Origin of the sequence: Curtobacterium flaccumfaciens, assembly GCF_013359815.1 — a bacterium.
GTDB classification, from domain to species: Bacteria; Actinomycetota; Actinomycetes; order Actinomycetales; family Microbacteriaceae; genus Curtobacterium; species Curtobacterium flaccumfaciens.
The window spans coordinates 425,701-443,725 of the sequence record NZ_JABMCF010000039.1 but is presented as its reverse complement, the minus strand read 5'-3'; the positions used below and the strand labels follow the sequence as shown (position 1 = coordinate 443,725).

20 protein-coding genes are annotated in these 18,025 nt (G+C 71.3%); 4 read left to right on the top strand and 16 right to left on the bottom strand.

Annotated elements, in window-relative coordinates; translation table 11 throughout:
• Nucleotides 1–73: 73 nt before the first annotated feature.
• From HP445_RS13715 to HP445_RS13690, 6 genes are all read right to left on the bottom strand, one after another.
• A complete protein-coding gene (locus HP445_RS13715) occupies nt 74–517 on the bottom strand; it encodes an SRPBCC family protein (protein WP_128780397.1) in 444 nt (147 codons plus the stop codon).
• Between the two features lie 5 nt (nt 518–522).
• Entirely contained in the window at nt 523–1,968 is a 1,446-nt protein-coding gene (locus tag HP445_RS13710; RefSeq protein ID WP_111038416.1) for a phytoene desaturase family protein, read from the bottom strand.
• Between the two features lie 282 nt (nt 1,969–2,250).
• A complete protein-coding gene (locus tag HP445_RS13705; RefSeq protein WP_111032176.1) occupies nt 2,251–2,919 on the bottom strand; it encodes a hypothetical protein in 669 nt (222 codons plus the stop codon).
• Nucleotides 2,920–2,973: 54 nt separating this feature from the next.
• The gene (locus HP445_RS13700; RefSeq protein ID WP_164941156.1) at nt 2,974–3,501 is read right to left on the bottom strand and encodes a GNAT family N-acetyltransferase; all 528 of its coding nucleotides are present in this window, start codon (nt 3,499–3,501) and stop codon (nt 2,974–2,976) included.
• Between the two features lie 27 nt (nt 3,502–3,528).
• The gene (locus HP445_RS13695) at nt 3,529–4,806 is read right to left on the bottom strand and encodes an ABC transporter permease (RefSeq protein ID WP_128780395.1); all 1,278 of its coding nucleotides are present in this window, start codon (nt 4,804–4,806) and stop codon (nt 3,529–3,531) included.
• Entirely contained in the window at nt 4,803–5,531 is a 729-nt protein-coding gene (locus HP445_RS13690; protein ID WP_031260145.1) for an ABC transporter ATP-binding protein, read from the bottom strand. The genes HP445_RS13695 and HP445_RS13690 overlap by 4 nt, the downstream gene beginning before the upstream one ends.
• A gap of 80 nt (nt 5,532–5,611) precedes the next feature.
• On the opposite strand from HP445_RS13690, the gene HP445_RS13685 reads away from it, so the two are divergent.
• The gene (locus HP445_RS13685; protein ID WP_071406244.1) at nt 5,612–6,241 is read left to right on the top strand and encodes a TetR/AcrR family transcriptional regulator; all 630 of its coding nucleotides are present in this window, start codon (nt 5,612–5,614) and stop codon (nt 6,239–6,241) included.
• A gap of 81 nt (nt 6,242–6,322) precedes the next feature.
• Here HP445_RS13685 and HP445_RS13680 read toward each other — a convergent pair whose 3' ends face one another.
• The 8 genes from HP445_RS13680 to HP445_RS13645 form a co-directional block, all read right to left on the bottom strand.
• Entirely contained in the window at nt 6,323–7,357 is a 1,035-nt protein-coding gene (locus HP445_RS13680; protein ID WP_128780394.1) for a glycine betaine ABC transporter substrate-binding protein, read from the bottom strand.
• The gene (locus HP445_RS13675) at nt 7,354–8,118 is read right to left on the bottom strand and encodes an ABC transporter permease (protein WP_128780393.1); all 765 of its coding nucleotides are present in this window, start codon (nt 8,116–8,118) and stop codon (nt 7,354–7,356) included. The genes HP445_RS13680 and HP445_RS13675 overlap by 4 nt, the downstream gene beginning before the upstream one ends.
• On the bottom strand, nt 8,115–9,386 hold the full coding sequence (locus HP445_RS13670) for an ABC transporter ATP-binding protein (RefSeq protein WP_017887899.1): 1,272 nt from the start codon (nt 9,384–9,386) through the stop codon (nt 8,115–8,117). Before HP445_RS13670 ends, HP445_RS13675 begins: the two co-directional genes overlap by 4 nt.
• Nucleotides 9,373–10,020 (bottom strand): ABC transporter permease, encoded by a 648-nt coding sequence (locus HP445_RS13665; RefSeq protein WP_071245638.1) that lies wholly within the window; start codon nt 10,018–10,020, stop codon nt 9,373–9,375. Before HP445_RS13665 ends, HP445_RS13670 begins: the two co-directional genes overlap by 14 nt.
• A 208-nt stretch (nt 10,021–10,228) precedes the next feature.
• The gene (locus tag HP445_RS13660) at nt 10,229–10,972 is read right to left on the bottom strand and encodes a DinB family protein (RefSeq protein ID WP_128780392.1); all 744 of its coding nucleotides are present in this window, start codon (nt 10,970–10,972) and stop codon (nt 10,229–10,231) included.
• The gene (locus HP445_RS13655; protein ID WP_111028893.1) at nt 10,969–11,580 is read right to left on the bottom strand and encodes a DUF6197 family protein; all 612 of its coding nucleotides are present in this window, start codon (nt 11,578–11,580) and stop codon (nt 10,969–10,971) included. Before HP445_RS13655 ends, HP445_RS13660 begins: the two co-directional genes overlap by 4 nt.
• A gap of 58 nt (nt 11,581–11,638) precedes the next feature.
• A complete protein-coding gene (locus HP445_RS13650; protein ID WP_128780391.1) occupies nt 11,639–12,514 on the bottom strand; it encodes an aminoglycoside phosphotransferase family protein in 876 nt (291 codons plus the stop codon).
• A 117-nt stretch (nt 12,515–12,631) separates the two neighbouring features.
• Nucleotides 12,632–13,282, bottom strand: a complete 651-nt coding sequence (locus tag HP445_RS13645) for a ScbR family autoregulator-binding transcription factor (RefSeq protein ID WP_128780390.1) — start codon at nt 13,280–13,282, stop codon at nt 12,632–12,634.
• 90 nt (nt 13,283–13,372) lie between these two features.
• Between HP445_RS13645 and HP445_RS13640 the strand changes: the two genes are divergently transcribed.
• Nucleotides 13,373–13,816 (top strand): disulfide bond formation protein B, encoded by a 444-nt coding sequence (locus HP445_RS13640; RefSeq protein WP_111109501.1) that lies wholly within the window; start codon nt 13,373–13,375, stop codon nt 13,814–13,816.
• A 54-nt stretch (nt 13,817–13,870) separates the two neighbouring features.
• On the opposite strand, the gene HP445_RS13635 is transcribed toward HP445_RS13640, so the two are convergent.
• Both HP445_RS13635 and HP445_RS13630 read right to left on the bottom strand, forming a co-directional pair.
• On the bottom strand, nt 13,871–15,028 hold the full coding sequence (locus HP445_RS13635; RefSeq protein WP_128780389.1) for a GAF domain-containing protein: 1,158 nt from the start codon (nt 15,026–15,028) through the stop codon (nt 13,871–13,873).
• Entirely contained in the window at nt 15,025–15,801 is a 777-nt protein-coding gene (locus tag HP445_RS13630) for a ThuA domain-containing protein (protein ID WP_027466841.1), read from the bottom strand. Before HP445_RS13630 ends, HP445_RS13635 begins: the two co-directional genes overlap by 4 nt.
• 140 nt (nt 15,802–15,941) lie before the next feature.
• Between HP445_RS13630 and HP445_RS13625 the strand changes: the two genes are divergently transcribed.
• Nucleotides 15,942–17,381 carry a DUF4832 domain-containing protein gene (locus HP445_RS13625; RefSeq protein ID WP_128780388.1) on the top strand — a complete coding sequence of 480 codons (1,440 nt, stop codon included), beginning with the start codon at nt 15,942–15,944 and terminating at the stop codon, nt 17,379–17,381.
• A gap of 79 nt (nt 17,382–17,460) precedes the next feature.
• A complete protein-coding gene (locus tag HP445_RS13620) occupies nt 17,461–17,916 on the top strand; it encodes a DUF3817 domain-containing protein (RefSeq protein WP_128780387.1) in 456 nt (151 codons plus the stop codon).
• The last annotated feature ends 109 nt before the right edge of the window (nt 17,917–18,025 follow it).

Here is an 18,025-nt window from a genome sequence, read left to right as displayed (position 1 = left end):
GACGCACCCACAGGACGGACGGGAGGCCCACAGCGGCGCCGCCGCGGGCCTCCCGTCCGTCTCGTGGGACGTCTCAGGCGTTCACCGCGCGCCCGACGGCCACCCACTCGAGGCGGCGGAGCGTCTCGCGGTTGCGGATCCAGATGAGCGGCTGCATGAGGAAGTCGGGCACGTACGAACCCGGCCCGGCCACCGCGTTCTCGGTGATCGTGACCTTGCAGCCGTGCCGGTGCGGTTCGACGGTCAGCTCGACGCGGGCCTCGCCGATGGGCCAGCCCTTCGGCTGGATGACCATGCGGTGCGGCGGCTCCCACACCAGCGACGTCGTGACGTCGTTGATGACGATCGGCCACGCGCCGAACGAGTGGTGCAGGTGGGTACCGACCTGCGGCCAACCGGACTCCTCCTTGCGCATGCGCGAGGCCCCGACCACCCAGGTCGTGTAGAGCCACCCGTCGCCGAGCACGTCGAAGACGGCTTCGGGGCGGCAGTGCAGGATGCGGACGTTCTTCGCCATGGTGATCAGCCTTCCGGGGTGAGGTCGACGTCCTCCGGCAGGCCGAAGGTGTGCCGGAGTGCGCTCTTCGCCGCGTGCCACCCGGCCATGCCGTGCACGCCGGGGCCGGGCGCGGAGGACTCGGAGCACAGGTACATGCCGCCGCCCATCCGCCACGGGTCGCTGGACAGGACGGGGCGCTTGACGAGCTGCCAGAAGCTCGCGGCACCGGCGGCGATGTCGCCACCGACGTAGTTCGGGTTGTACTCGCCCATCTGCACGGCGGTGCGGGAGCTCGACGACAGGATCGTGTCGCGGAACCCCGGCGCGAACCGCTCGATCTGACGGGTGACGGCCTCGGTCGGGTCGACGTCCGACCCCGCGGGGACGTGCGCGTAGGCCCAGAAGACGTGCTTGCCCTTCGGGGCGCGGGTCGGGTCCACCACGGTCGGCTCCGCGCCGAGCACGTACGGGCGCTCGGCGTGCTGCCCGTGCGCCACCGCCCGTTCGGCCTCCGCGATCTCCTGGCGGGTCCCGCCGATGTGCACGGTCCCGGCCTTCCGCAGCGACTCGTTGGTCCACGGCACCGGGTCGGACAGCGCGAAGTCGACCTTCGCCGCCGCGTTGCCGAACCGGAAGCGCCGCAGTGCACCGTGCTTCGGGGTCGGGATCTGCTTGCCCGCGATCCGGAGCATGCCCGGCACGCTGGTGTCGAACAGCACCGCCTTCGCCGGGGTGAGGTCACCGAGCGACCGGACCTCCTGCCCGGTGACGATGCGGCCGCCGTGCGCGACGAGGTCCGCGGCGAGCGCGTCCACGATCGCCTGGCTGCCACCGATCGGCACCGGCCAGCCGCGGGCGTGCGCGTACGAGCCGAGCGAAAGGGCAGCCGCCGCGGTGGACAGGGACGGCAGGTGCTGGATCGAGTGCGCGGCGACGCCGGACACCATCGCCGGGGCGGCCTCGCCGCGGAAACGCAGGTTCCACGCCGCGGTGCCCTGCTCGAGCGCCCGCAGACCGAAGCGCAGGACCGTCAGGGGGTGCCGCGGCACGTGCAGCAGCGCGTCGGTCGCGAAGTCGGCGACCTGGTCCGCGTTCTCCGCCAGCGGGGCCATCAGCTGCTTGAAGGCCGGCCCGTCCACCCCGAGCTCGGCGGCGGTGCGGTCGAGGTCCTGGTAGGCGATGCCGGCGCGGCCGCCGTCGAGCGGGTGGCCGTACTGCACCTCGGGCAGGCGGAGCTCGATGCGCTCCTCCATCCGGAACAGCCGGAAGAACTCCGACTGCAGGGCCATCGGGTGCACGGCGGAGCAGACGTCGTGCAGGAAGCCGGGCAGGGTGAGCTCGGCCGTCCGGGCGCCGCCGCCGATCGTGTCGTTCCGTTCGACGACCTCGACCGACAGTCCGGCGCGTGCGAGCGTCACCGCTGCCGCGAGCCCGTTCGGTCCCGCTCCGACGACCACCGCATCAACCATGCACCGAGCCTAGGGACTCGTGACTGCGTGTGGTGTCGGTCAGATCACCGAGGCGCCTGTCGACACCGCCACTCGCTTCCGATCCAGGACGTCGTCGATACGGTGCGCACCGGCGATGAACGCTGCAGCCTCGGGAGCGCCTGCAGCGTGGCTGCATCGATCATCGCGCCCCTCGTCGCACCCCTCTGAGACAGCAATCGCCCCAGGAGTCCGGCGAGCCGAATGGTCCTGGGGCGTTACTCGATCAGCGTATCGAAGATGCCCCGGTATATCAAGTACCGGTCAGGTGCGCGAGGTGTCGGGGTCGGCCGGGTCCGACTCGTCCTGGTCACCGTCGGCGTCGTCGGGCTCGTCGGCGTCGACCGGGGTCGATCCGACGGGGTGCTCGGCGAGCAACTCGGCGAAGTCCTCGTCGAGCATCTGCTGCAGCCGGTCGTCGCGGCCGATCTCGTAGTCGTCAGCCGGACGCTGGGCCCACCCGAGGCGCCCGACCACGGTGGTGCCGATGTCGTCCCAGGCGCGGGCCCGCGCGGCGAGCACGATCCCGTCGACGAAGTGCTGGTCGTCGCGCCGCTTGTCGAGCATGGTGGCGAGCTGCTCGTACGTGGCCTCGCGCATCCGGAGCTTCAGGTCGTCGCCCCTCCGGTAGTCGTGCTGGTGGCGAGAACGGCCCTTCTGCTTGCTCGAGGTGGAGCGGATCTCCCGCATCCGTGCGGCGTCGCCCCGCTCTTCCTCGGCCATGCGGTGGAGTTCCTCGCGCGTGGCCTCGGCGATGAGCGCGTGGTCGAAGTACCCCTGGTCACGCAGGGCGTTCGTGATGATGCGGTTGGCCACCGCGATGGTGACGGCGGCCTTCGCGATGAGGAAGCCCTCGTCGACCGCCCGCTTCAGTTCGACCTGGCTGATGGGTCGATCGCGCACGTCGTGGTTGCGTCGTCCGAACAAGGCCATGCTCCGACGATACCGGCGACCGGTGTCGGTCGGCCTGCACGAGGGAGTCGTTCGTCAGAGCAGCAGGCCGTACACCGCCACGTCGACACGCTCGGGCCCGAGGGGCAGCGCCCCGCGCAGGGTGCCCTCGTGCGTGAAGCCGAGCCGCTCGGCGAGCCCCCGGCTCCGCGCGTTGTCGACCGCCGTCCGGATCTCCATCCGTGCGGACCCGCGCGCCCGGGCGACCCCGATCAGTACGGTGGCGGCCCGCCGGACGACACCACGGCCCTCCTGTCCGGCGTCCACCCAGTAGCCGAGCGATGCCTGGCCCAGGTACGGGTCGAACGTCAACGAGGCCACCCCGACGATCCGGTCGTCCTGGCGGATGACGCAGGGCAGCGCGCGGTCCATCGCGAACTGGCCGAGCAGCCGCTCGGTGTGCAGGGCGATGGCCTCGCGGGTCTGGGGATCCCAGGCCCAGGGCTCGGCGGCCCGCAGACGATCGGTGTTGGCGTGCACGAGTGCGAGCACCTGGTCGACCGTCGTCAGGTCGCGCAGCGTCAGCGTGTAGCCGTCACCGAGGTCGCGTCCGAACGTCGTCACCGTTCCGACACTAGGCACCCCTGCCTGTCACTCGTACCGGAGCGCCTCGATCGGGTTCTGCCGAGCGGCTCGTCGTGCCGGCAGGGTGCCCGCCAGGAACGCGATGAACATCACGACGAGGATGATCGTGGCGACCGACCCCGGCGCGAACTGCATGATCTGCAGCCCCGGCAGGTCCTTGAGGAGCGTGCCCGCCAGGACGTTCGAGATCCCGGTGCCGAGCAGGATCGCGACCCCGGCGCCGATGGCACTGCCGAGGAACCCGATGAACACCGCCTCGAGCGAGAACAGCGTGTAGACCTTGCCGCCACCCATGCCCATCGCCTTCATCAGGCCGATCTCGCGGGTGCGCTCCTGCACGCTCATGAGCAGGGTGTTGATGATGCCGAAGCCGGCGGCGACGAGCGCGATCACGGCGAAGGCGTTCAGGACCCCGACGATGCCGCTGATGACGGTCTGGAACTGGCCGAGCTGGTCCTGGATGGTCTGGCCGAGGAACCCGTCGTCGGCCAGGGACTTCTTGACCGTGGTCACGGATGCGCCGGTGTCGAGCGTCGCGGTGGCGCTGGCGTAGGACGTCGCGATCGAGTCGGGCTTGCCGATCTCCTGAGCGGCCTGCATGGCATCGGTCAGTGCGGCGTTCGCGCCGGCACCGCTGCCGAACAGCGATTCGTTCTGCACCCCGACGACGGTGGCGGAGAGCGTGTGCTCCTTGCCCTGGTAGTCGTCGACGGCGATCGTGAGCTCCTTGCCGACGGCGGCCGAGGCGCTGCCGAGACCCATGTTCTTCAGGTAGTCGGTCGGCAGCATCACCTGGTTGGCGTCGGTCTCGTCGTCGAGCTGCTGGCCGCTCGCCAGGTCGGCGTCGAGCTCGCCGGCGTTGGCCGTGAGCGACACGACGTACTTGCCCTGGTCGCCGTACTCGGCGTACTTCGGTGCGAGGGCGACCGCGGGGCGGAGGCTCTTGATGCCGTCCGTCTTCTTGATCGCGTCGACGTCGGACTGCGACAGGTACGAGAACGACGCCGGGCCGCGGTCGACGCTCTGGCCCGAGGCCTCGGGGTCGTACTTCGCCGGGCCGCTGTCGGTCGAGGTGGAGTCCACGGCCTTCGTGACGACCAGGGTGCCGTCGTCTCCGATCGAGGAGACCTGGCTGTCGATGTAGTTGCTGACGCCCGTGCCGATGGCCGAGGTCAGGGTGATCGTGAAGGCGCCGATGAAGATCGCGATGACGGTCAGGGTCGTGCGCAGCTTCGAGCGGAAGGTGTTCGAGACCGCGGTGCGCAGGAGGTCGAGGAAGTTCATGCGGAGTGCCTTCCGTGCGTGGCAGACGCGTCGACCGCGTCGTCGGGTCCGCCGACGATCAGGCCGTCGCGGACGTTCACGCTGCGGTCGCAGCGCGCGGCGAGCTCTTCGTCGTGCGTGACCACGACGAGCGTGATCCCCCGCTCGCGCTGCAGCCCGAACAGCATGTCCTCGACCACCTGCCCCGTGTTCGTGTCGAGGTTGCCGGTCGGCTCGTCGGCGAAGATCACGCTCGGCTCACCGACCAGCGCCCGGGCGATGACCACGCGCTGCTTCTGGCCGCCGGACAGGTCGTTGGCATCGTTCTTGGCCTTGTCGGCCAGCCCGAGCGCATCGAGCGCCGCCATGCCCCGGCGCTTGCGCTCGGCTCCGGAGACGCCGGCGATCTTGAGCGGGAGCACGACGTTGTCGAGCACCGAGGTCTTCGGCGTCAGGAAGAACTGCTGGAACACGAACCCGAAGGTGCTGTTCCGGGTGCGGTTGACCTGCCGCGCTCCGAGCGTCGCGGCGTCGGTGCCGTCGAGCAGCACCTGTCCGGCCGACGGCTTGTCGAGCAGAGCGAGCAGGTGCATCAGCGTCGACTTGCCGGAGCCGGACTTGCCGACGATCGCCAGGCTCTCGCCCTGGTGCACCGCCAGCGACACCCCCTTGAGCGCGTCGAACCGCGTCGCGCCGCGGCCGTAGGTCCTGGCGAGGTCACGGGCCTCGAGCACGGGAGTGGTCATGGGTTCACCGTAGTGTCCGATGCACGACTGCAAGTTTGCGTTTGCTGTAGATCATGTGACGTTCCGGTTACAGTCGGGCCATGCCCGACTCCGCGACGCCGTCAGAACTCGGTCTCCGTGACCGCAAGCGCATCGAGACCCGCAACCGCATCGCCGAGGCGGCTCGGTCCCTGGCCCTCGAGCAGGGCGTCGACGGCACCACGATCGAGCAGATCGCAGCACGAGCCGACGTCTCCCCGCGGACGTTCTTCAACTACTTCGAGAGCAAGGAGGACGCGGTCCTCGGGCACACCGAGCTCGACCTCGAACCCGCCACCCTCGAGGCGCACCTGGCCGCCGTCGCGGGGGAGCCGGCGGCACAGGCCGTCGTGGACCTGGCGTTCCTGGTGTTCGGTTCGTCGTTCGGCGACGAGCACGAGCGGCTCGAGCGCAAGGCCGTCATCGTGCGGTTCCCGCAGCTGATGCGTCGGCAGGTCACGCGGATGACCACGGTCGCCGAGGCGATGACCGGCGCGGTGCGCACGATCCTCGAACGCGACCCGGCCTGGGGGCCGGAGGCGGCGACCCCGCAGGCGGCGGAGATGCTGCTCGGCATGTGCATGACGGGGCTCCGCAGTGCCGCTCGGCACGAGGGTTCCGACCCGGAACAGGTGCGGGCGGCGGTGGTCGCGTCGATCCGCGACACGGCTGCGCGCATCGCCGCGGCCTGAGACTCGACCACGAACGCAGGGGAGGCACGGTGCCAGCTGGCACCGTGCCTCCTGTCCGTGACGTGGATGCGTCGAGAACGGTCAGGGCTTCGTGATGAAGCCCTCCTTGACCATCCAGTCGAAGGCGACGTCGGCCGGCTCACGCCCCTCGACGTCGACCTGACGGTTGAGTTCCTGCAGCACCGCGTCCGTCAGCTTCGGCGAGATCTGGTCGTAGATCCCCTCGAGCTGCGGGTACTCCTTGAGCGTCTTCGAGTCGATGACGGGCGCGACGTTGTACGCCGGGAAGAACCCCTTGTCGTCCTCGAGCACCGTCAGCCCGAGCGACTTGATGCGGCCGTCGGTGGTGAAGACCTCACCGAAGTTGCACTTGCCGCGGTCGGTGGCCGTGTAGACCGTGCCGGTGTCGAGGATGCTGACGTTGCTGCTCGGGACACCGTTCGACCCGGAACCACCGAGCTCCAAGCCGTACTTCTTGAGCATCGGCTTGAAGCCGTCGGCACGGGAGTTGAACTCCGACTCCACGCAGAACGTGCGCTGGTCGACCGGCAGCTTGGTGATGTCGGAGAGCGTCTTGACGTCCCCGAGCTCCTTGACGGCCTCGTTGCGGACGGCGAACGCGTAGGTGTTGTTCATCGGCGCCGGCTCGAGCCAGGTCAGCCCGTTGCCGGCGTCCTCCTTCTTCACCGCCGTCCACTGCTCGGTCTTGTCCGGGATCCCCTTCGTGTGGCCCATGAAGGTCAGCCAGGCGGTACCGGTGTACTCGTACGTGAAGTCGGCCGCGTGCGAGGTCATCAGCTCACGGACCGCGACGCTGCCGGGCACGTTCGTCTCGTCGGTGACGTCGAACCCGGCGGCCTTGGCGGCGAGCACGGCGATCTTGCCGAGCACGAGCTGCTCGGTGAAGTTCTTCGACGTCACGGTGATGTGGGCGCCGGCCGGCAGGTCGTCGATGCGCTGGATGGAGCCGGCGCCGGCCTCGGGCACGAACGAGGTGGCGGGCTGCAGGCCGCACCCGGTCAGGACGAGGGCGGTGGCACCGGCGACGAACGCGGCGGCTCCGACCCGGGTGCGGGTGCGGCGGGTGCTGCGGGTGCGGCGGGTGCGGCGGGTCATCGGAGTCCCTTCGGTCGTGCGACCGTCTCGACCACGCGGCCGAGCCAGTCGATGGAGAGGGCGAGCAGGGCGACGAGCAGGGCCCCGGCGACGAGCACCTTCGGCAGGAACAGGGTCACGCCCGTGGTGATGAGCAGACCGAGTCCGCCCGCACCGACGAAGGTCGCCAGGCTCGCCGTGCCCACGAGCAGCACGAGGGCGGTCCGGATGCCCGAGAGCATCACGGGCACCGCGAGCGGCAGTTCGACGCGCATCAGCACGCTGAAGGCGCTCATGCCCATGCCGCGACCGGCCTCGACCAGGCGGTCGTCGACGCTCTGCACGCCGATCATGGTGTTCCGGAGCACCGGCAGGATCGCGTAGAGCACGAGCGCGATGACGGCGGACGAGCTGTTCAGGCCGAGCCAGGCGGCGAGCAGCACGATGAGGCCGACGGCCGGGGCCGCCTGCCCGAAGTTCGCGACGGCGAGCACGTACGGGCTCGCCCGGCGCAGCGGCCCGCGGGTGAGCACGACGCCCAGCGGGATGCCGATCACGAGCACCAGGACCGTCGACTGCAGGGTCAGCACGAGGTGCTGACCGGTCAGGACCAGGATGTCCGCCGGGTTGAGCGTCGTGCGCTCCGTCGGGGTCAGGTCAGCCGTCGCGAGCCACACCGCGAAGCCGGCCAGGACGACCAGGATCGCGATCGGCTGGAACAGCAGGCCCTTCCACGAGGTGCTCGCACCGGTGGCGGGGCCGGCAGTGGCGACTGCGCTCACAGGTCTTCTCCGGTGGGCATGGCCGACACCGGTGACGACGGCATGGTCTCGATCGGGTTCGTGTTCGTGCCGACCGGTGTGTAGGCCTGGTCGCCTGCGGCGGTCGCGCGGGAGCGGGTGATCGCCTCCATCACGGTCTCGACGGTGATGACCCCGCGGAACGCGTCACGACGACCGGTGACGAGCGCGGCGCCGGCGCTCGAGACGAGCATGGTGTCGAGCGCGTCGTTGAGGGTCGCGGCCTCGCCCACGACGGGCAGGCCGGGCTCGACGCCGTCGGGGATGCGGTCGAGGCGCTCGAGCTGTCGGCGCGACGGCCACCCGATCGGGCGCTGGCGGTGGTCGACGACGACGGCGTGCTGGTGCCCGCCGGCCTCGTTCATCCGCTGCAGCACGGCCTTGACCTCTTCGCCGGGCGAGCAGGTCACGGCCGACTCGACCTCGACGTCGCGCACGCGGTTCAGCGTGAGCTGCTTCAGGCCCGCGCCGGAGCCGATGAAGTTCTCGACGAACTCGTTCGCCGGCTCGGCCAGGATCCGCTCCGGGGTGTCGTACTGCACGATGTGCGCACCCTCGGTGAAGATGACGATCCAGTCGCCGAGCTTCACGGCTTCGTCGAAGTCGTGCGTGACGATGACGATCGTCTTGTGCAGTTCCTCCTGGATGCGCAGGAGCTCGTCCTGCAGGCGCTGGCGGGTGATCGGGTCGACGGCGCCGAACGGCTCGTCCATGAGCAGGACGGGCGGGTCCGCCGCGAGCGCACGGGCGACGCCGACGCGCTGCTGCTGGCCGCCGGAGAGTTCGCGGGGGAACCGGTCGCGGTAGGTGTCGGGGTCGAGCGAGACCAGGTCGAGCAGCTCGTCGACACGCGCCGCGATCTTCTCCTTCGACCAGCCGAGCATCTTCGGCACGATCGCGATGTTCGCCGCGACCGTCATGTGCGGGAAGAGCCCGCCGGCCTGGATCACGTAGCCCATGCGGCGGCGGAGCTCGTCGCCGTCGATGCCCGTGACGTCGTCGTCGCCGACGACGATCCGGCCCTGGGTGGGCTCGATCAGACGGTTGATCATCTTGAGGGTCGTCGTCTTGCCGCAGCCGGACGGGCCGACGAGCATGACGATCTTGCCGGCCGGGATCTCGAGCGTGATGCCGTCGACGGCGGGCTTCGACTGCCCGGGGTACCGCTTGGTGACCTCGTCGAGCAGGATGCTGCGCCCGGTGACGTCCCCGTCGGGCGCGGTGGTGGTGGCGGAGTCAGTGCTGGACACGGATACCTCTCGAGATGGTCAGGCGGCCGAGGCCGATGAGGAGCAGGTCGAGGACCAGGGCGAGCAGGACGACGCCGACCACCCCGACCACGACGGAGAACAGGGCGTTGGCGCCGCCGAGGCGGGACAGCCCGGAGAAGATGAAGCCGCCGAGCCCGGGGCCGAGCGCGTACGCGGCGATGGCGGCGATGCCCATCACCATCTGCGCGGCCACGCGGACACCGCTCAGGATGATCGGCCACGCCATCGGCAGCTCGACCTGCAGCAGGGTGCGGAACCGGCTCATGCCGATGCCGCGCGCCGACTCGACGACGGCAGGCGGGATCTCGGCGAGACCGACGACCGCGTTGCGCAGGATCGGCAGCGCGGCGAAGAAGACGACCGTCACGACCGACGGCAGGACGCCGAAGCCGAGCGGGACGATGAGCAGGCCGATGACGGCGAACGACGGCAGGGTGAGGCCGATGGCCGACACCCCGTTCGCGAACGCGGTCAGGCGCGGGCTGCGGTAGACGAGTGTGGCGAGCACCACGGCGATGACCGTGGCGAGGACGACGCACTGGACGACCAGTGAGAAGTGCTGCCACGATGCGAACCAGATCTGGTTCCATCGCTCCACGACGTACTGGAACACGGGTGGGCGCTCCCCTTCCGGTCGGCTGAACTGCCCACAGATCGGGGCACGAGCTCGGCCAAAGCTACGCAGCAGCTGGACCGGTTGTACAACGCAACCCCGCCGTGACGGCGGTTTCCCTTGCAGTTGCGAGGATGACAACCCCTGATCAGCAGGGGTTCACCCGGGCGAGCCTGGGAGAACGGTAACGATCGGTCTGCGTGCTCGGCTATGCGCCCAGGCCGCGCAACCCCGCTCGCTCAGCGATGTCGACGAGCTGCTCGCGCCACCGGACCCATTCCTCCGGGGACTTGTCGGCCAGGTTGCCGTCACCGTCCCCCGCCAGGCCGTCGAGCATCTCGCGCACGATGTCGGCGTGACCCGCGTGCCGAGCGGTCTCGTACGCCATGTGCACCAGGATCCGGTGCAGCGTGACCTCCCGGTGCCCCTCCGGCCACCACGGCACGGTCCCGGTGGCGGTGAGGTCGAGCGCCTCGATCATGGCGTCGGCGTGGGCGGCACTCCGGTGGTGGAAGGCCACGATGTCGGCCATGGTCTCGTCGAGCGAGGCGTACATGTCCTCGCCGTCCTCCGACTCGAGCCAGGCGGGCTGGTCCGGCAACGGCCGCCCGAACACCTCGCCGAAGTAGCCGGCCTGCACCCCGGCGACGTGCTTCACGAGCCCGAGGACGTTCGTGCCCGTCGGCGTCACCGGCCAGCGTGCCTGGCGCTCGGCCAGCCCGTCGAGCTTGGCCAGCAGGGCGGCACGGTGCTTCTGCAGGTACCGGTGCAGCGTCCGCTTCACCGCGGCGTCGGCGGCAGCGGCGTCCGCGTGCGCGCCCGCGCCGTCCGCGGCCGCCGCACCGTCGGGGTTCCGCACTGCCCCTTCGTCCGACAGCAGGGCGTTGCCGCTCGCGGCCAGGGTGCTGGTGCTCGCGGGGTGCACCTCGGGGACCGCTTCGACGTCGCTCATGCCCCCGATCGTGCCACCCGGAGCTCCTGCAGGCGCGTCGACTCCTGCACGGCGACCCGTTCGGCCGTCAGCAGCAGGCCGGCGACCTCGGTGCCGGTGCGTGCCGGGGCGTCGTTCCAGCTCGTCAGGTCCCGTACCCGCCCCATCCGGATGTCCGGCGCGGGGCACCACAGCACGGGCTCGCCCTCGTCGCGGGCGAGGGCGTGCCACACGACGTCGAGCGCGTGCTGCACCCGGGGAGCGTGCACCGCGTGCGGCCCGCCGGCGGCGGACACGACCGCGCCGACCAGGCAGGCGCCGACCAGCGGCCGGCCCTGTACGTCCATCGCGGCGGCGCTCGAGGCCTTCCGCTCGCGGCCGTGCTCGTCGAGGTAGGCGAACCAGGCGTGCTGGACCCACCCGCGTTCGACGACCGCGCGGGCATCGGAGAGCAGGTGGACGAGTTCGCCGAGTTCGCGCACCCGGTCGTCGACCCGTCGCGCGCGGGCGGCGGCGCGGCGGTCCGACAGACGGTCGAGCAGGCCGCGGAGACCGCGTCGCTCGGGTCGGACGGGGGCGGGGGAGGCGTCGGTGGCGACGTCGTGCTGGACGCGGAGCTCGAGGGTCATGGTGGCCCCTCCGATCGGCTGTGCACGGATGGTGCGGTCACGATAGCCCCGCGGGGACTCAGTCGTCCAGCACCGCGTCGATGCTCCGTCGCGCGACGCTCCGGAAGGCGCGTTCGTCGGCGGTCGCCAGCGCGGACGCGAGCGCGACCACCCACCCCCGTGCGCGCAGCCAGGTGGCGTCCGGGGCCGCGACGCGCGCCCGGAACGCGGAACGCCCCGGTACGTCGAGCGTCAGCCAGGCGGTGGCGAGGTCGACGGCCGGGTCGCCCGCGGTGACGTCCCCGAAGTCGACCACGGCCGACAGGCGGTCGGCTCCGTCCGACGAGTCGACGAGCAGGTTGAAGGGGTGCAGGTCGCCGTGCACCCAGACGGGAGGCCCGGCGTACGCGGGCACGGCAGCTGCGGTCCGCCACAGCGTGGCCAGCTCTCCGGCCCGGTGCACGCCGTGCTCGTCGAGTCGCGTCAGCACGGCGTCGCTCCGCGACACGAGCGGCACCGCACGGAACGGGTTCACCGGGGCGTCGGCCGGGGCGGCAACGTGCAGGAGCCCGACGAACGCGGCGAGCGCCTCGGCGACGGGGACCCCGGCCGCCCGTTCACCGATCGCGGTACCGGGCAGCCACGGCACGATGCTCCACGACCACGGGTAGCCGAGGGCGGGGCGTCCGGTGCGCACCGGGGCAGGCACCGGGACGACCGATCCGACCCGGGCGGCGATGTCCGGCAACCAGCGCTGTTCGTGTTCGACGAGCCGTGCGGCCAGCTCCCGACGGGGCACCCGGACGGCCAGGTCGTCGCCCAGGCGCAGCACGACGTTGTCCCAGCCGTTCGCGACGACCTCGAGCGGGAGCCCGGCCAGGTCGGGGTGCTGGTCGCGCAGCAGGGACCGGACGAGCGGGACGTCGACGTCGACCTCGGCAGCGGGTGTGGGCACCGCGTCAGGCTAGTGGGCCGCCGGACACATGCCCGCGAACTGGGGCCGGTGGCGCGACACCCTTCTCGGTAGTCTCAGAGGCGAGGTGACGTGGGTGTTTCCCTGGGGGGACCCGCGTCACTCCGGAGCGATGAGCGCGACGAACCGCGGGATCTCCGGACGCAGCCGTTCGGTGACGAACGCGTCCAGCAGGACCGTCCAGAGTTCCCGCAGGCCCGCGAACAGGTCAGCCCGACGGGTCATCACGTCCGAGACGGTCTGCACGCCGGTGTAGGCGCGGACGACGACCCGGCCGACCAGGTCCGGGTCCCACCGCGGGTCGATCTCGCCCGCGTCGACGGCCTGCCGCGCGAAGTCGGCGACCACCGTGGTCCAGTCGGTGTACGGGTCCTGCCGGTCGACATCGCTCGCGGCCACGTCGGTGGACAGCCGGACACCGGCGCTGACCACCACCTCGGTCGTCATCTGCACGGCCAGCCCCTGTGCCAACCACAGGATCCACTCGAGCGGGGTCGTCCCCTTCGACACCGCCGCCTCGCCGTACCGCCGGGAGATCGCGTGCTGCTCAGCGATCACGGCACCCGCCATGTCGGCCTTCGACGTGAAGTGGAAGTACAGCGCGCCCTTGGTCATCCCGATGCGCTCGGCGATGCCATCCATCGAGGCACCGACGTACCCGCGTTCGTCGAACTCCGCGGCCGCGCCCTCGATGATCGCCGTGCGGGTCGCGAGCGACCGCTGCTGCCGGGTCGGTCGGTCCTGCGCCATGGGGTCCGATCGTAGTCAGCGCACGCTGCCGCCGGGACCCACTGGCCGCATTCGGCATGCGTTCGGCCGGGTGCCCTACGGTCGGTCGCCATGGACGGATGGCGGAACCCTGCGCGCTGGGCACGGACGGGTCGGTGGCTGCTGCTGCCGATCGCGGTGCTGGACTGGGTCGCGCTCGCGCCGCAGACCATCGTGGTGCTCGCGTTCCTGATCGCCGTCGTCGGGCTCGCCGGGATGGGTGCGGCCCTCGTGGTGCACATGCTCCGTCGGTCCCGTGGGGCGATGGCCGGCCTCGGCGTGGTGCTGCTGCTCGGCGGCCTCGTCGTGTTCGGCCTCGACCCGTTCCCGGGCTCGTTCCCGCTCATCCAGTCGTGGTGGCCGGAATCGATCACGCAGCCGCAGCACGTCGGCAGCGCGTACTGGCAGCTCGCCGGCCTGGGCATCGAGCTGGCCGGCTTCGCCCTGCTCGCGACCCTGCTCGTGGTCTCACTGACCGGGACCCCGCGCCCGCGGCAGGACCGCTTCCGCTCCTGACGCGCGCGGCACGATCAGGTGGCGCCGCACGACCGGGTGGCGCGGCACGCACGGTCAGTGCCGCGTGAGCACCACCAGCGTGACGTCGACCACGGCGTCCGTGGGGACGGGCGTGCGCACCCCTTCGACCACGGTGGCCCCGTCCGGAGCCGAGCGCACCAGCGCGGCGAGGTCGTCCAGGTGCCGGAGCCCCTCCAGCGACAGGACGCCCTGGGTACAGATCGCCAGCCGGTCCCCGGGTTCCAGGTCGAGCGCGCCGGGCGACCGGGGGATCGATGCCGGCTGCAGTCCGAGCGGCAGGTCGAGCGGGTGCAGGACGCGAGCCGGACCGTCGGCGGGGACGAGCACCGCGAGGCCGTGGCCGGCGTCGCCGAAGTCGGCGTGACCCGACGTCGGGTCGAGCCGCAGGTGGAAGAGTGAGCCGACGGCGTCCGCAGCCGACAAATCGGCGGTGACCTGCGCCTCCAGGCCGACCATCGCGTCCGACATGTCGGTGCCGGTCCGTGCCGCCACGGCACCGCGGACCGCCGCGGCGAGCAGGCCCGACGCCGGGCCGGCGGCGCTCACCCGGCCGACGGTGACGTGCAGGGCACCGTCCGGTGCGACGCGCCAGTCGGCGACGTCACCCCCGCCGTCGTCGTGCTGGGCCACCAGGACGTCGAGGTCGTACCCCGGCACCGCCACCGGGTCCGGCACCAGGCCGTCGAGCACCCGACGGACCCGCCCGCGGTCGATGGCGACGCCGAGCTCGCGCTCCGCCCACCGGGCCAGGTCACCCAGCAGGGCGACGTCGTCCGGCGAGAACGTGCGCGGAACAGCGTCCATCAAGCACAGCGTGCCCACCCGGGTGCCGTCGACCATGGTCAACGGTGCGCCCGCGTAGAACCGGATGCCGTGCTCGGCCACCGCCGCCGTGTGCGCGAACCGGGCGTCGAGCGACGCGTCCGGGATCACCATCGGTTCGCGGGTGAGCACCGTCGACGCGCAGAACTGCTCGCTGGCGGGAACACTCGACCCCTGGTGCCAGCCGAAGGTCGACTGCGTGGTGACGAGGTCGTGGTGGACGAGGTTGAGGAAGGTCAACGGGACGTCGAACGCCTCGTGGGCCATGCGGGTGATGCGGTCGAAGCGCTCCTCGGGTCCTGATCCCAAGATGGCGAGCGCCTCGATCACCGCGGTGCGCTTGTCCGCACCGTCGAGATGGTTGGTCACCCGGCCTGTCTACCCCCATCGTCCGACAGGAACCAGTCCCGTGGGTGGGGGTCAGCCGTCAGCTCGCGGCGCTCGGACACCGGGGCGGCCCAGGCGGCGGCGTTCGACAGCACGCGCTGGATGTCCGGGTGGTGGTAGACGGGGTACTCCTGGTCGCCGGGCGAGAAGTAGAAGACCTTGCCGAGCCCCCGGCGGTAGGCGACGCCGGAACGGAAGACCTCGCCGCCGGCGAAGGTCGACAGGAACACCTCCTCGTCGGGGCGCGGGATGTCGAAGTACTCGCCGTACATCTCCTGCCGGTCGATGACGATCGGGTGCGGCACCCCGGCGGCGATCGGGTGCTCGGGCGCGACGGTCCAGACGAGTTCGCGCTCGCCGTCGTTCCGCCACTTCAGCGAGCAGGTCGTGCCCATCAGGCGCTTGAACGGCTTGGAGTAGTGGCCGGAGTGCAGCACCACCAGGCCCATGCCGGCGTGCACGGCGTCGACGACCAGGTCGACGACGGCGTCGCTCACCTCGTCGTGGGCGGCGTGGCCCCACCAGAACAGCACGTCCGTGGTTGCCAGTCGTTCGGCGGTGATGCCGTGGTCGGGTTCCTGCAGGGTGGCGGTGGAGACGTCGGCCCCGGGCTGCAGCTGCCGGAGCGCCTCGGCGATCACGGTGTGCATACCGTCGGGGTAGTGCCCGATGACCGTCGCGTCACCGCGGGTCTCGTGCACGTTCTCGTTCCAGACGACGATGTTCAGGGGACGGTTCTCGGTCGACGGCGACATGGGACCCACGCTACCCGTGATCGCTTTGCGCAGGTCCTGGCGTTTTCTGATCGTTCGGCCTACCTTCAGATCACAATCGCGCAGGCGACGGTGCCAGGGGGTGCCGGTCACCGCCCGCGCCGAGGACAGGGGCTCGTCCGATGCAGCACCGCACCATCACCACCGTCGCACTCGCGGCGGCGCTCGCGCTCGCCGTACCGACCACCGCGTGGGCGTCGCCCACCGGCCACCACCCGACACGGACCGCGACCACCTCGACCGTGACCTACACGGCGAGCGACGCGGTCATCCCGAACCCCTCGCGCGGGTTCGACCACACCACCGAGACGCACTACCGCGCCGACGGCACCGGGTACACGCCGCTCGACGCCGCGACGCTCCGCGGCTACCGGGCCGAGGGCGTCACGCAGGTCGTCCGGGTGTTCTACATGGAGGCGTTCGTCCAGCAGCGGCAACTCAGCCCGGCCTGGCTCGCGCTCGTGCAGCACGACTACGACACGGCGCGCGCAGCCGGCGTGGGTGTGATCACCCGGTTCGCGTACGTCCAGGGTGGCTCGTACCCGTACTCGGCGCCCTACGGTGACGCCGACCTGCCGACCGTGCTCGCGCACATCGAGCAGCTCACCCCGACGCTCCGCCGGAACGCCGACGTGATCCCGACCCTGCAGCAGGGGTTCATCGGGCTCTGGGGCGAGGGCTACTACACCGACCACTTCGCCAGCGACCCGGCGAACCCGGGCGCGCTGACCGAGGCCGACAAGGACGCCCGACGACAGGTCCTGCAGGCCGAACTCGCCGCCCTGCCCTCCAGCCGCTCGGTCCAGGTCCGCACGATGCAGATGAAGCAGGACGCACTCCGCACCCCGTCCGGCACGGCCGGGGCGCTCACCCCGGAGCAGGCGCACGACGGATCGGCAGCGTCGCGCATCGGGCACCACAACGACTGCTTCCTCGCCTCGCCGGACGACTTCGGCACGTTCCTGAGCAACCCGCTGTCGCTCGACCAGGACTACCTGGCGGCGGAGTCGCGGTACGTCCCCGTCGGTGGTGAGACCTGCGCGGTGAACGCGCCGCGGACCGACTACCCGTCCGCCTCGGCCGAGATGGCGAAGTACCACTACAGCTACCTCAACCTCGACTACAACAAGGACGTCCTGGCGACCTGGGGCGCGGACGGCATGACCGACGCCGCGAAGAAGCTCGGCTACCGCTTCACGATGACGTCGAGCACCGCCACCTCTGGAGCGAAGCCGTCGGTGGCGGTGTCGATCCGGAACGACGGCTGGGCGGCGCCGTACAACAGCCGCCCCGTGCAGCTCGTCCTGACCGACGGCGATCGCCGGGTGACCGTGCCCGTGGTCGCCGACGCGTCGTCCTGGCAGCCGGGACGGACCGTGACCGTCCGGGCGTCGCTGGCCGACGTGCCGAACGGGCGCTGGAGCGTCGCACTCGCCCTGCCCGCGCCGGAGGCCTCGGTGGCGGCGGACCCGGCCTTCGCGATCCAGACGGCGAACACCGGCACGTGGGACGCGAGCGCGGGTGTGAACCGCCTCGGGCAGACGGTGGTCGTGCGGCACTGAGCGGACCTGCAGCGCGCCCCGGGTCGGACGATCCGGGGCGTTCTGCTGTCTGTCAACCGGGTCCGCCACGATTGACGGCATGACTCCGCGCTCCCTGTTCCGCGCCGCCGCGGTCGCCGAACTCGTGACCTGGACCCTGCTCATCCTCGGGATGGTGCTCAAGTACGGCCTGGACGTCGGTGACTGGGGCGTCCGCATCGGCGGAGGGGTGCACGGCTTCGTGTTCCTGGCGTACCTGGTGGTCACGACGGTCGTCGCGGTGAACCAGCGGTGGTCGTTCGGGGCGCTCGTGCTCGGCTGGGCCAGTGCCGTCGTGCCGTACGCCACGGTGCCGTTCGAGGTCGCGGTCGCCCGCCGCGGCATGCTCGAGGGCTCCTGGCGACGCTCGCCGGACGCCCACTCGGGTTTCTGGGACCGCCTGCTGTTCTTCGTGGTGCGTCGGCCCGCCGTGGCCGCGGGCATCGGGGTCGTGGCCGTCGCCCTGGTCTTCACCGGGCTGCTCGCCGCCGGCCCGCCCGTGCCGTCCCGCGGCTGACCCGACGAGCGCCCCCGCGTCACTTCGTGAGCAGCAATGGTCGGGTGCGTGGTGCGGACGCGACCATTCCTGCTCACGAAGCGCGGCGGTGGTCGCGACCACGGACGGA

Excerpts from the sequence above, each read along its gene's own strand:
- HP445_RS13715 (WP_128780397.1), bottom strand. The coding sequence starts at position 517 with ATGGCGAAGAACGTCCGCATCCTGCACTGCCGCCCCGAAGCCGTCTTC.
- HP445_RS13710 (WP_111038416.1), bottom strand. The coding sequence starts at position 1,968 with ATGGTTGATGCGGTGGTCGTCGGAGCGGGACCGAACGGGCTCGCGGCA.
- HP445_RS13705 (WP_111032176.1), bottom strand. The coding sequence starts at position 2,919 with ATGGCCTTGTTCGGACGACGCAACCACGACGTGCGCGATCGACCCATC.
- HP445_RS13695 (WP_128780395.1), bottom strand. The coding sequence starts at position 4,806 with ATGAACTTCCTCGACCTCCTGCGCACCGCGGTCTCGAACACCTTCCGC.
- HP445_RS13690 (WP_031260145.1), bottom strand. The coding sequence starts at position 5,531 with ATGACCACTCCCGTGCTCGAGGCCCGTGACCTCGCCAGGACCTACGGC.
- HP445_RS13685 (WP_071406244.1), top strand. The coding sequence starts at position 5,612 with ATGCCCGACTCCGCGACGCCGTCAGAACTCGGTCTCCGTGACCGCAAG.
- HP445_RS13680 (WP_128780394.1), bottom strand. The coding sequence starts at position 7,357 with ATGACCCGCCGCACCCGCCGCACCCGCAGCACCCGCCGCACCCGCACC.
- HP445_RS13660 (WP_128780392.1), bottom strand. The coding sequence starts at position 10,972 with ATGAGCGACGTCGAAGCGGTCCCCGAGGTGCACCCCGCGAGCACCAGC.
- HP445_RS13655 (WP_111028893.1), bottom strand. The coding sequence starts at position 11,580 with ATGACCCTCGAGCTCCGCGTCCAGCACGACGTCGCCACCGACGCCTCC.
- HP445_RS13645 (WP_128780390.1), bottom strand. The coding sequence starts at position 13,282 with ATGGCGCAGGACCGACCGACCCGGCAGCAGCGGTCGCTCGCGACCCGC.
- HP445_RS13640 (WP_111109501.1), top strand. The coding sequence starts at position 13,373 with ATGGACGGATGGCGGAACCCTGCGCGCTGGGCACGGACGGGTCGGTGG.
- HP445_RS13630 (WP_027466841.1), bottom strand. The coding sequence starts at position 15,801 with ATGTCGCCGTCGACCGAGAACCGTCCCCTGAACATCGTCGTCTGGAAC.
- HP445_RS13625 (WP_128780388.1), top strand. The coding sequence starts at position 15,942 with ATGCAGCACCGCACCATCACCACCGTCGCACTCGCGGCGGCGCTCGCG.
- HP445_RS13620 (WP_128780387.1), top strand. The coding sequence starts at position 17,461 with ATGACTCCGCGCTCCCTGTTCCGCGCCGCCGCGGTCGCCGAACTCGTG.